An 11,641-nucleotide genomic window follows, 5' to 3' on the forward strand; every position below is an offset into this window, starting at 1 on the left:
AACGCTACCGGACGCCGAGTGGCGGGAACGAATTGATCACCTTACGGTCGGGAAAAGGGGAAGGATCGAACGAATGGGATGGACCCTCGTGGTCGCCGCCGTCGTCCTGGCCGCGCTGCTCGGCGGCTGGGTGATCGCCAAGACCCGGCCGCGGACGGCGGGAACACCGGTCGCCGCACCGCCGGACGAGACAGCGCCGTACGAGACAGCGCCGTACGAGACAGCCCGGTACGAGTCAGCACTGGATGAGACAGCGCTGGATGAGACAGCGGCGGAGGCCGAGGCGGAGGCGGTCCGGGCGGCGGCGGAACGGGCCGTGGTGGCGGCCGACGAGGCGCGGCACCGGGCGGAGTACGCGGAACAGCTCACCGAGGAGGCCGAGCAGCGCTATCTCGCCGCTCAGTGGGAGGCGCGGTCGGCGGCCGGGAACGAGTCGGATCGGCTGGTCCAGCGGGCGGCCCTGGACGCGTACCGCCGCGGTGATCTGAATGTGACGCAGCTGAACACCATCTGGGAGCACGCCACCGCGTCTACTGTGGAACCGGATCCCGGGCGGGTGGACACGGCACGCGACGAGTACGACCGGGCGCTCGCCGCGACAGCGCGGGTACGCCAGGAGGCGCACGTCGCCGAGGTGGCCGCCGAGGCTCTCGTCGAGGAGACCCGGATCGCCGCGAGCGAACGGCCCCGGACCGGCCTGGACGACCTGCTGAGGTAACGGCCCGCCGGGAAGCCGTGGGACGCTTCCCGGCGGGTCATCCAAACCCGCCGGTGAGGGCGGCAGGATCTCAGCCCATGTGGTGATAGCCGTGGCCGACGGGCGGGACGAACGTCTCCTTGATGGTCCGCGGCGACGTCCAGCGAACCAGGTTGTGCCAGGAGCCGGCCTTGTCGTTGGTGCCGGAGGCCCGGCCGCCGCCGAACGGCTGCTGCCCGACCACCGCGCCGGTGGGCTTGTCGTTGAAGTAGAGGTTGCCCGCCGTGAACCGCAGCCGGTGTCCCAGGTCCTCCAGGGCGCCCCGGTCCTGCGCGAAGATCGCCCCGGTCAGCGCGTAGGGGCTGGCCGTGTCCACGAGCCCGACGACCTCGTCCAGGTCGTCGTAGACGTACACGGCGAGGATCGGTCCGAAGTACTCGGTGGTGAACACCTCGTCGCGCGGGTCGGTGCACTCGATGACCGTCGGCCGTACGAAATAGCCCACGCTGTCGTCGCACGTGCCCCCGGCCAGGATCGTGCAGGACGGTGTGGCGGCGGCCCGCTGCAGCGCCGCGGCGTGCCGGGCGAAGGCCCGGCCGTCGATGACCGCCCCGCCGAAGTGGGAGAAGTCCGTCACATCCCCGTAGGACAGCGACTCGGTGAGCGCGACCAGCCGGTCCCGGACGCCACCCTCCCAGAGCGAACGCGGGATGTAGGCCCGCGACGCCGCCGAGCACTTCTGCCCCTGGAACTCGAACGCGCCCCGGACCAGCCCGACGACGAGCGCGTCGACATCCGCGGAGGGGTGCGCGAGAACGAAGTCCTTACCGCCGGTCTCCCCCACCAGGCGCGGATACGACCGATATTTCGCGATGTTCGCCCCGACGGTTCCCCACAACTTCTGGAACGTACCCGTAGAACCGGTGAAGTGGATGCCCGCCAGATCGGGATGGGTCAGCGCCACGTCGGACACCGCCAGCCCGTCCCCGGTCACCATGTTGATCACACCGGCCGGCAGCCCCGCCGCCTCGAACAGCCGCATCGTGTGGTGCGCCGCGAGCTGCTGCGTCACCGACGGCTTCCAGATCACCGTGTTGCCCATCAGCGCCGGCGCCGACGGCAGGTTCGCGGCGATCGCGGTGAAGTTGAACGGCGTGATCGCGTAGACGAACCCTTCCAGCGGCCGGTGGTCGACCCGGTTCCACACGCCCGGCGAGGAGATCGGCTGCTGCTGGAGGATGCCCTGCGCGAAGTGCACGTTGAAGCGCAGGAAGTCGATCAGCTCGCAGGCCGCGTCGATCTCCGCCTGCTGCGCGGTCTTCGACTGGCCGAGCAGCGTGGCGGCGTTCAGGGTGTCCCGCCACGGCCCGGCGGCCAGGTCGGCGGCCTTCAGGAAGATCGCGGCGCGGGCCTCGAACGGCAGCTCGCGCCAGGCCGGCGCGGCGGCGGTGGCAGCGTCCACGGCGGCCTGCGCGTCGGCGTGGGTGGCGTTGCGGGTCACGCCGAGCACGTGGGCGTGGTTGTGCGGCTGGACGACGTCGTGCGCGGCACCGCCGCCCATCCGCGAGACCCCGCCGACGGTCAGGGTCAGCTCGGCGGTCTCCCCGGCGAGCTCGGCCACCCGTTTCTGCAGGCTGATCCGCTCCGGCGAGCCGGGGGCGTAGCCGCGCACCGGTTCGTTCACCGGCGCAGGCACTGTGGCTACGGCGTCCATTTGTCATTGCTCCTTGTCGTCAACGTCGGAAGCGAGGGTGCCCAGGTACAGCTCGATCACCTTCGGGTCGTGCATGAGCTCCTCGCCGGTGCCGGTGTGCGCGTTGCGGCCCTGGTCGAGCACGTAGGCGCGGTCGCAGATCTGCAGGCAGCGCCGCGCGTTCTGCTCGACCATGACCACCGCGACGCCGGACTTCTTGATCCGGTACGCGTGCAGGAACACCTCGTCCTGCCGCTGCGGGGAGAGTCCCGCCGACGGTTCGTCGAGCAGCAGCACCGACGGGTCGGTCATCAGCGCCCGGGCCATCGCGAGCGTCTGCCGCTGCCCACCGGAGAGCGAGCCGGCCTTCTGCTTGAGGCGGGCGGTGAGGTCCGGGAAGAGGTCGCAGACCGCGGCGAGGCGGGTGGCGAACTCCTTGGGCCGCTGGAAGATCCCGATCTCCAGGTTCTCCCGCAGCGTCAGGTCGGTGAAGACGTTGGCGGTCTGCGGCACGAAGCCGACGCCCCGGGCGACGAGTTTCTCGGCGCTGATCCCGGTGACGTCCTCGCCGTCGATCAGGATCTGGCCGCCACGGATCTTCACCATCCCGAAGATGGCCTTGAGCAGCGTCGACTTGCCGGCGCCGTTCGGTCCGAGGATGCCGACCAGCTCGCCCCTGGACGCGGTCAGGTCGCACCCGTTCAGGATGTCGATGCCGGGCAGGTACCCGCCGACGAGGGCCTTCACGACGACAGCGGTCATGCTTCCATCTCCCGGATCAGCTGGCGCAGGTCGGTGTCGTGGTGCGCGCCCAGGTACGCGTCGACCACAGCTGTCGACGACAGCACCTCGCCGGGCGTGCCCTCGGCGATGATCCGGCCCTCGGCCATCACCACGACCCAGTCCGCGACGTACCGGACCATGTGCATGTCGTGCTCGACGAAGAGCACGGTCATGCCCTGTTCCCTGAGGTCCTTGATGTGGTGCAGCAGCGACTGGGTGAGCGCCGGGTTCACCCCGGCCATCGGCTCGTCGAGCATCACCATCGCCGGCTCGTTCATGATCGCGCGAGCCATCTCCAGGAGCTTGCGCTGACCGCCGGAGAGGCTTGCCGCGTAGTCGTGCGCCTTCGTGTCGAGCTTGAATCTCTCCAAGATCTCCAGAGCGCGCGCTGCTTCGGCTCTGTCCCGGTTCTTCCAGAAGAGCAGGAGCCGTTCGCCGGGCTGCCGCTTGGAGCCGATCAGCATGTTCTCCAGCACCGTCAACCGGCCGAGCACCTTGGTGAGCTGGAACGTGCGGACCATCCCCTGCCGGGCCACCTGCCACGGCTTCATCCCCTGCAGCGCGACGCCGTCGAACGTCCACGATCCCGTCTGCGGCTTGTCGAAACCGGTCAGCAGGTTGAAGAACGTCGTCTTGCCGGCGCCGTTCGGGCCGATCAGCGCGGTGATCTTGCCGCGCGGGATCTCCACGTGGTCCACGTCGACGGCGGTCACCCCGGCGAAGTGCCGGTGCACGCGGTCGGCGACCAGGATCGGTGTGTCATTTTGCATCGAACGAAAGCTCCGTCCGGTTTCCGAGGATGCCCTGCGGGCGGAACACCACGAGCAGCACCAGCGCCACACCGACCAGCACGAAGCGCAGCTGGCTGCCCTGGGTCACGTTGTCGAAGAGCCCGTGCTCGACGCCGATCGTGACCAGCTCGTCGGTGAAGCGCATGACCACCCAGAAGATCATCGAGCCGAGGATCGGGCCGAAGACCGTGGCGGCGCCGCCGAGGATCAGCATCGTGTACATGTTGAAGGTCATCCGGGTGGCGAAGTCGAACGGCTGCACCGAGGTCGGCTGCACGTAGAGGATGCCGGCCGCCGCGCCGATCACACCGCCGATGACCAGGGCCTGCAGCTTGTACAGGTTGACGTTCTTGCCGAGGCTGAGCATCGCGTTCTCGTCCTCGCGGATGCCCTTGAGCACCCGCCCCCACGGACTGCAGACCAGCAGGTAGATGACGCCCGCCGTGGCCAGCACGACCAGCCAGTCGACGGTGGCGATCCACAGATCGTTGCTGCCGAAGGTCCACGGCCCGATCCTCACCACCCCGCTCGCGTACGGGTTCGAGTCCTTCAGCCACCCCGAGTACTCGTTGTAGAGGCCGTTCGCGCCGCCCGTCCACTTCGCGAACGCGCTGGAGTTCAGCGCGAACCGGATGATCTCGGCAGCCGCGATCGTGACGATCGCCAGGTAGTCGGCCCGCAGCCGCAGCGTCGGGACGCCGAGCAGCAGCGCGTACGCGGCGGCCAGCAGCAGCGTGACGGCGATGGCGAGCGGCGTGGAGAAGCCGAACGTCATCACCGAGATCGCGAAGCCGTACGCCCCGATCGCCACGAAGCCGGCCTGGCCGAAGTTGAGCAGCCCGGTGAAACCGAAGTGGACGTTGAGCCCGATGGCCGCCAGGGCGTACGCCGCGGTGGTCGGCGTGATCAGCTCGCGCAGCGAGTTCCAGATGATGTCCATGCCGACCCCTAACCGATCCGCTCGCGGCGTCCGAAGATGCCCTGCGGGCGGACCAGCAGGACGATGACCAGGACCGCCAGGCCGCCGACGTACTTCATGTCGGCGGGGATCCAGAGCACCAGGATCTCGGTGCAGAGCCCGACCACGATCGAGCCGACGAGCGTGCCGAACGCGGTGCCGAGGCCGCCCAGGATGACGCCGGCGAACATCAGCAGCAGCAGGTTGAAGCCCATGTCGAAGGAGACCTGGTTGAAGACGCCGAGCAGCACGCCGGAGAGGGCCGCGAGCGCCCCGGCCAGCACCCAGACGATGCGGGTGACCTTGTCGACGCCGACGCCGCTCGTCGCGGCGAGCGCGCTGTTGTTGGCGATCGCCCGGGTGGCCTTGCCGATCCGGCCGTACTTCAGCCACAGGCCGACCCCGATCAGCACCACGATGCTGATGCCCATGCTGGCGTAGCTGGTGGCCGGCATGACGACCGGCCCGAGCGTGACGGTGCCCCAGCTCTCCTCGGTCATGCCGCGCGAGGCGCTGCCGAAGAAGAACTGCATGAGGCTGCGGATCGCCATGCTGATCCCGATGCTGGCGATCATCAGGGTGACCAGGGAGACGCCCTTACGGCGCAGCGGACGCCAGAACGCGACGTCCTGCGCGTACCCGAAGACGCCGCCGAGCACCGTGGCGATCGCCGCGGCCAGCAGCAGCGGCAGGCCGGCGACGTGCGCGAGGACGAAGCCCATCAGGCCGCCGAAGGTGACGCTCTCGCCGTGCGCGAAGTTGGTGAAACGGGAGGTGCCGAAGACCAGCGAGAGACCGATCGCCGCGATGGCGATGAGCAGCCCCAGGTTGAATCCGGAGACCGCGCGCTGGGCGAGCTGGTCGGTGAAGCTCGCGACCTGCCGGCCGCTCTCGGTCGTGGAGACCACGACGTTGAGCACCGGGAGCGTGGTCGGCGAGTCGACGAGCTCCTTCTCCACCTCGTAGGTGTCGCCCTCGAAGTGGCTGGTGGCCGCCGTGGTGTCGATGGTCAGCGTGTAGGTGCCGGGACCGGGCACCGGGACGACCTCCCAGCGGCCCTTCTCGTCCGTGGTGTCGGCGCCGACCACCCGGTCGCCGTCCCGGATCTCGACCGCGGCGCCGCTGACCGGCTGTTTCGTCCCGTCCCGGAGCAGGCCGCGGAAGCCCCACTCGTCGGCGGGCGCGGCGGCGGCGGGGGACGGCAGGGCGAACACGCATGCCAGCGCCAGGACCGCCAGAAGCCACCGGATGGCTCTACTCGGTATCACTGAGGTTTTTCCTTGTCGTCAGCGGTGGCCCCGGCACCGTCGCCGGGGCCACCGTGGGTCCTGGCTGGTTACTTCGCTACCGCGTACGCGCCCTTGTCGTCGTAGACGTAGAGGTTGTAGGCGGTCTCGGTGACGTCGTTGTTGGAGGCGAACTTCAGGCCGCCGCTGAGGCCGTCGTAATCGGCCTTCTTGCCGGCCGCGAGCAGGCCGGCGCACTCCTTGAACGTCGTGCACTTGGTCGAGCCCTCGGCGCCGCCGGAGACCTCGGCCATCGTGGCGGCGATCGCCTTGCCGTCGTTCGACTTCGCGGCGATCGCGGCGAGGGCGGAGACCACCACGGCGTCGTAGGTGGAGCCCGCGTACGCGAACGACTTCAGGTTCGGGTTCTTCGCGAGGAGCTTCTTCTCGAAGTCCGCCTCGACCGCCGGGTCCGGGCCGGCCAGGAAGCCGCGCAGGCCCTTGAGCAGGGACGGCTTGATGGTGTACTTGCCGAGCGTGGAGTTCGACAGGTAGACGTTCTTGTCGGTGAACCCGTGGGTGCCGATCAGCGACTCGATCATGCTGCCCGAGTAGGACGCGTAGGAGAGCAGCACCACGGACTCCGGCTTGGCGGCCACGACCGCGTCGATCTGCGCGCTGTAGTCGGTGTCGGTCGTGTTGAACTGCTGCTGCGCGACGACCTCGACGCCGGCCGCCTCGAACGACTCCACCATCGACTTCTGGAACGCCTGACCCCAGGCGTCGTTCTGCGCGATGATCGCCGCGGTGGCGTGCCCGTCCTGGACGACCAGGTCGGCAAGCTTGGCGGCCTCGAGGGCGTCGGTCGGCGCGGTGCGGAAGTACAGCGGGTTGATGCCGGTCAGGCTGGACGAGGTGTTCGATCCGGAGACCTGCACCGCGCCCGACTCGGTGACCTTGCCGACGATGGCGCCGGACATGCCGGAACCGTAGGCGCCGATCACCACGTCGGCGCCCCAGGTGACCAGGCTGTCGACGGCCTGCACGGCGGTGTCGTTGTTGTCGGTGGAGTCGACCTGCTTGGCCTCGATCTTGCTGCCGTTCACGCCGCCCGCGGCGTTGATCTCCTCGACCGCCACGTCGACCGCGCTGACCAGGGCTTCACCGGCGCCCGCGTAGGCGGTGTGCGGCAGGATCGCGCCGACCTTGAGCGGGCCGCTCGCCGCCGCGGCGGTGGCGCCTTCCTCGCCGGCCGGGGCTTCGCTCGACGAACAGGCGGTGAGAGCGACCACCAGGCCGCCCGTGACCAGAGTTGTTATGAGTCCACGACTGACAGCAGTCACGTTGCACTCCTCAGCGGATACCGATCGGTGCACCAGAGTCTCACCGATCTTGTATGCGGCACCGTATACAGAGCCGATTACAAAGATGTAACGAAAGGCCGGGCGCATCCGCGCCCGGCCTTGAGTAACGGCGAGAGATACCGCTTACGCTGCGGAAATGACGGTCTGCAAGATCGCTTGGGTACGGCTGATGTGCGCGCGCACGAGAGTCTCCACTGCGGAGCCGTCACGCTGCGTCAATGCCTCGATCATCTGACGGTGCTCGGCGTTCACCTCGGCGGCGTCCTTCGCCGACATCAGCCAGGTCGCGCTCAGCGACCAGTGGCTGATGTTGGTGCGCTGGGCGAACTGGACGAGCAGCGGGTTGCCGCAAGCCGCCGTGATCAGCCCGTGGAACTGCCGGTTGAGCCGGTTCAGCTCCTTGGCGGTCGAGCCGGGCCGGTCGATGGCGTCGGCGATCCGGGTGAGCTGCTCCAGGTCGGCGTCGGTGATCCGCTCGGCGGCGAGCCGGGCCGCCGCGCTCTCCACGGCGGCGCGGGCCACCACGATGTGCAGCGCCTCCTCGGGCGAGTGGTCCCGGACCACCCAGCCACGCACCCGGGCGACCAGGCCCTCCTGCGCGAGGCGGAGCAGGGCCTCGCGGACCGGGGTGCGGCTCACCTCGAGCGAGGCGGCCAGCTCCTCCTCGACGAGCCGCCGGTTCGGGGCGATGTCGCCGTCCAGGATCGCGTCACGCAACTGCTGGTACGCCTTGTCCGCAGCGAACGGGACCCCGTCGGCCGGGGCGGGCTGCAGGCTCTTCGGGAGTACCACGGCGCGGTCCTTCACAGGGTCACTGGCAACAGAGGTGCCCCGAAGTGTAGGTGGCAGCCCACCGGGGATCAGCGTGCGACAGCTCACACGGAGCGAAACGGCCCGGTCACCGTGGCGACCGAGCCGTTCATCGATCAGCGGTTCACTCGTTCAGGGCGCACGGGGCCAGGCCCTCGGCGTTCAGGTTCGGCTTCGCGGCAGCCCGCCCGATCGCCGTCTCCATCCGGTTGATCGTCGCGAACCGCTTGTCCTCCAGCGGGCCGAGGATCGCGTTCCGGATGAAGTTCGGGCCACCCTGGCCCTGCGTGCTGACGATCCGGGCGTTCGCCTCCCGGATCTGCGTGTCCAGCAGCTCCAGGTTGCGGGTCACCTCGGCCTGGGCCGACGCCGGGATCGCCACGCCGATGGTCACGGCCGGGCAGTTCACGGTCGGCACGGCGCCGTTGCCCGCGTTGCCGCCGGCGTTGTTGCCCGCGTTGCCGCCCGGGTTGGCGGTGGCGACCGCGGTGGGCTGGGCCGCCGAGGCGCCGCCGTTCTGGTTCAGGCCGCACGTGGCGAGACCCTCGGCGTTCAGGTTCGGCTTCGCGGCAGCCCGGCCGATCGCCGTCTCCATCCGGTTGATCGTCGCGAACCGCTTGTCCTTCAGCGGCCCGAGAATCGCGTTCTGGATGAAGTTGGCGCCGCCCTGGCCCTGCGTGCTCACGATCCGGGCGTTCGCCTCCCGGATCTGCGTGTTCAGCAGTTCCAGGTTCCGGGTGATCTCCGCCTGCGCCGATGCCGGCACCGCCACATTGATGGTGACCGCCGGGCAATTCACCGTCGGCACACCCGCCGCATTGTTCCCGCCGGCATTGTTGTTGCCGGCATTGTTGCCGCCGGCATTGTTGTTGCCGGCATTGTTGTTGCCGGCATTGTTGTTGCCGGCCGCCGCACTCGGCACCGCCGTCGGCTGCGGCCGCGACGTGCCGCCGTTCTGGTTCAGGCCGCAGGTCGAGAGACCCTCGGCGTTCAGATCCGGTTTCGCGGCAGCCCGGCCGATCGCCGTCTCCATCCGGTTGATCGTCGCGAACCGCTTGTCCTTCAGCGGCCCGAGAATCGCGTTCTGAACGAAGTTCGGCCCGCCCTGACCCTGCGTGCTCACGATCCGGGCGTTCGCCTCCCGGATCTGCGTGTTCAGCAGCTCCAGGTTCCGGGTGATCTCCGCCTGCGCCGACGCCGGCACCGCCACATTGATGGCCACTGTCGGACAGTTCACCGTCGGCACCGCGGCGTCCGCGGCCGCCGCCACACCGAGTCCGACTCCGACCAGGGCCACCGCGACACCCGCCACGCCGGCCACGCGCCAGCGCCGGACGTTCGATCCCCCGTTGCTCCGGTAGCTCCGGTAGCGCCTCATCTTCGTGCCTTCCTGTCGGACCACCTTCTCGATCGGTCCATACGGGAACGCTCCCACCAGGGATCGAAATAAAGCGAAACTTAAGGTTCGACGGGCTGCCCTCTTAAGAAACCTGTCCGTTACTGATCAGCCTGCGGCGCGCTCACCAGGCACTTCACGATCATGGGCTCCCGCGAGGTGCGCGGGAGCCCATGGTGAGCGGGAACCGGGGTCAGATCCGCCCGGCGCCGGCTCCCGCTGTCACGAGAGCGGGCACCAGCGCGGTCGGGGTGACCGGGCCGGCGCGCAGCACCGGGGTCCAGCCGGCGTCCGTGCCGAGGTCCGGGTCGTGCGTCGCGTTGTACTCGGCGAGCAGGCTGACCGCGCGGACCGGGCCGGTGCCGACCCGGGTCAGCGTGCCGATCTCGGTCATCGCCGTGCCGCCCCAGTCGTAGACGAACTCGTCCAGGTCGATGTCGGCGCTGCGCAGCAGGAAATTGTTCTCCGCGTAGATGGCCGAATAGACCCCGACCCCCCAGGAGTACGAATACCGGTCCTCATCGGTCAGGTAGTAGTAATTGTTGTAGACGTCCACCTGGCCGAACCGCACGCGCGGAACCCGCTGCCCGACATTGGCGAACCTGTTGTGGTGAACCGTCACCCGGAGCTTGCCGGCATCGGCGCCGACCGTGTTCGTCGAGCCGATCAGCATCGTCTTGTCGTGCTCCTGGAAGACGTTCCAGGAGACCGTGACGTAATCCGACGCCCGGATCACGTCGAGCGCCCCGTCGTGCACCTGGTACGGCCGCCCGAAATAGCGCGGCTGCGCCTCGTCCACGTTGTTCCCGTCGCTGAACGTGTTGTGATCCGCCCAGACGTGCGTGGCCCCGGTGAGGGTGATCAGGTCGTAGTTCGAGTTCCAGTTGCCGGCCGAGCCGTCGGTCGGATCCCAGACCGGGAAACAGTCGGCGGCGTCCTCCAGGCGCAGATTGCGCACGATGACGTTGTCGACGTTCTGGACCAGCAGATTCGCCCCGACGAGACGGGCGTTCGGCAGGCCCAGAATGGTGGTGTTCGAGCCGACGCGCAGCTGGATCCGCGCCGCCTGATTGCGCGCCGAACGCACCCGGGCCTCTTCGAGCGGTCCGCTCGGGCGGGTCGCGGTGCCCCACACGGCCGGGTCGTAGGCCGCCAGATAGGCGTCCAGCGAGTAGGCCGGATCGGCGTAGTCGTCGCAGGTGAGAGCGTTGCCGGCATCGTCGGTGTTGGCGTTGATGGTGCCCGAGATCAGCACGATGCGCGGCGTCGGATCGGTGCCGCCGGCGAGGGCGGCGGCCAGTTCGGCCCGGTTGCGCACGACGAAAACGTGCGCGTCGTCGGCCGCGGAGCCGCCGGTGGTGCCGCTGGTGGCGGCGGCCCATCCGTCGTTCGCGGGCAGGGCCTGCCGGGCGGCCGGGGGGAGAGCGGCGGACGCTGCCGGGGAGACGGCGGACGCTGCCGCGGAGAACGGAACGGTGGCGACCGTGCCGGCGAGGACGATGCCGACGGCCGCGGAGAGAAGGGAGCGCATCGCGGGCCTACTCGGCCGATTCCGGGGTGACTGATTCCGGGGCGACGGGTTCGAGGTGCATCCACGTGAAGACCAGCGGGTCGGCTCCCCGGCTGATCAGGTGGTGGTCCTCCCCCGGCTCGAAGACGATCGCCTCACCGGCTTCGAACTTGTCCACCTCGGCGCCCTCGATCTCGATGACGCCGCTGCCCTGCACGATGACGAACACCTCGGGAACGGTGTGGACGTGCCGTCCCGGCTCGTCGTGCGTCCGGAAACCGGGCTGGGCGTAGACCCGGAACCCGCCCCGCTGCACCACGTGCCCGGGAAGAACACTGGTGAACGTGGGGCCCCGATGATGGTCCTGTAATTGGCTGACGGCTAATTTGCGCACGGACGATCCTCCTCTTGGT

The 11,641-nt window shown here is 69.2% G+C and carries 11 protein-coding genes; 1 reads left to right on the forward strand and 10 read right to left on the reverse strand.

Translation table 11 applies throughout. The features are described 5' to 3' along the window. Positions 1–73: 73 nt before the first annotated feature. Positions 74–718, forward strand: a complete 645-nt coding sequence (locus AB0F72_RS05780) for a hypothetical protein (RefSeq protein ID WP_360425720.1) — start codon at positions 74–76, stop codon at positions 716–718. Between the two features lie 70 nt (positions 719–788). Here AB0F72_RS05780 and pruA read toward each other — a convergent pair whose 3' ends face one another. From pruA to AB0F72_RS05830, 10 genes are all read right to left on the reverse strand, one after another. Then, positions 789–2,411 (reverse strand): L-glutamate gamma-semialdehyde dehydrogenase, encoded by a 1,623-nt coding sequence (gene pruA, locus AB0F72_RS05785; RefSeq protein ID WP_360425723.1) that lies wholly within the window; start codon positions 2,409–2,411, stop codon positions 789–791. Between the two features lie 3 nt (positions 2,412–2,414). Continuing rightward, the gene (locus tag AB0F72_RS05790; RefSeq protein WP_360425726.1) at positions 2,415–3,152 is read right to left on the reverse strand and encodes an ABC transporter ATP-binding protein; all 738 of its coding nucleotides are present in this window, start codon (positions 3,150–3,152) and stop codon (positions 2,415–2,417) included. Continuing rightward, complete coding sequence (locus AB0F72_RS05795) at positions 3,149–3,943, reverse strand: ABC transporter ATP-binding protein (RefSeq protein ID WP_360425729.1); 795 nt, start codon at positions 3,941–3,943, stop codon at positions 3,149–3,151. Before AB0F72_RS05795 ends, AB0F72_RS05790 begins: the two co-directional genes overlap by 4 nt. Then, positions 3,933–4,904, reverse strand: coding sequence for a branched-chain amino acid ABC transporter permease (locus tag AB0F72_RS05800; RefSeq protein WP_360425732.1), 972 nt, complete (start codon positions 4,902–4,904; stop codon positions 3,933–3,935). The genes AB0F72_RS05795 and AB0F72_RS05800 overlap by 11 nt, the downstream gene beginning before the upstream one ends. Before the next feature lie 8 nt (positions 4,905–4,912). Further along, positions 4,913–6,190 carry a branched-chain amino acid ABC transporter permease gene (locus AB0F72_RS05805; protein WP_360425735.1) on the reverse strand — a complete coding sequence of 426 codons (1,278 nt, stop codon included), beginning with the start codon at positions 6,188–6,190 and terminating at the stop codon, positions 4,913–4,915. A gap of 68 nt (positions 6,191–6,258) precedes the next feature. Next, the gene (locus AB0F72_RS05810; RefSeq protein WP_360425737.1) at positions 6,259–7,491 is read right to left on the reverse strand and encodes an ABC transporter substrate-binding protein; all 1,233 of its coding nucleotides are present in this window, start codon (positions 7,489–7,491) and stop codon (positions 6,259–6,261) included. Positions 7,492–7,635: 144 nt separating this feature from the next. Then, a complete protein-coding gene (locus tag AB0F72_RS05815; RefSeq protein ID WP_360425740.1) occupies positions 7,636–8,304 on the reverse strand; it encodes a GntR family transcriptional regulator in 669 nt (222 codons plus the stop codon). Between the two features lie 142 nt (positions 8,305–8,446). Next, a complete protein-coding gene (locus tag AB0F72_RS05820; RefSeq protein ID WP_360425743.1) occupies positions 8,447–9,700 on the reverse strand; it encodes a hypothetical protein in 1,254 nt (417 codons plus the stop codon). Positions 9,701–9,911: 211 nt separating this feature from the next. Next, complete coding sequence (locus AB0F72_RS05825; protein ID WP_360425746.1) at positions 9,912–11,249, reverse strand: pectate lyase; 1,338 nt, start codon at positions 11,247–11,249, stop codon at positions 9,912–9,914. A gap of 7 nt (positions 11,250–11,256) precedes the next feature. Beyond that, positions 11,257–11,622 carry a cupin domain-containing protein gene (locus AB0F72_RS05830; protein ID WP_360425749.1) on the reverse strand — a complete coding sequence of 122 codons (366 nt, stop codon included), beginning with the start codon at positions 11,620–11,622 and terminating at the stop codon, positions 11,257–11,259. Positions 11,623–11,641 lie beyond the last annotated feature (19 nt).

Origin of the sequence: Actinoplanes sp. NPDC023936, assembly GCF_040639325.1 — a bacterium.
GTDB lineage: Bacteria > Actinomycetota > Actinomycetes > Mycobacteriales > Micromonosporaceae > Actinoplanes.

Coding starts and splice junctions, on each gene's coding strand:
- AB0F72_RS05780 (WP_360425720.1), top strand. CDS start 74: ATGGGATGGACCCTCGTGGTCGCCGCCGTCGTCCTGGCCGCGCTGCTC.
- pruA (WP_360425723.1), bottom strand. CDS start 2,411: ATGGACGCCGTAGCCACAGTGCCTGCGCCGGTGAACGAACCGGTGCGC.
- AB0F72_RS05790 (WP_360425726.1), bottom strand. CDS start 3,152: ATGACCGCTGTCGTCGTGAAGGCCCTCGTCGGCGGGTACCTGCCCGGC.
- AB0F72_RS05795 (WP_360425729.1), bottom strand. CDS start 3,943: ATGCAAAATGACACACCGATCCTGGTCGCCGACCGCGTGCACCGGCAC.
- AB0F72_RS05800 (WP_360425732.1), bottom strand. CDS start 4,904: ATGGACATCATCTGGAACTCGCTGCGCGAGCTGATCACGCCGACCACC.
- AB0F72_RS05820 (WP_360425743.1), bottom strand. CDS start 9,700: ATGAGGCGCTACCGGAGCTACCGGAGCAACGGGGGATCGAACGTCCGG.
- AB0F72_RS05825 (WP_360425746.1), bottom strand. CDS start 11,249: ATGCGCTCCCTTCTCTCCGCGGCCGTCGGCATCGTCCTCGCCGGCACG.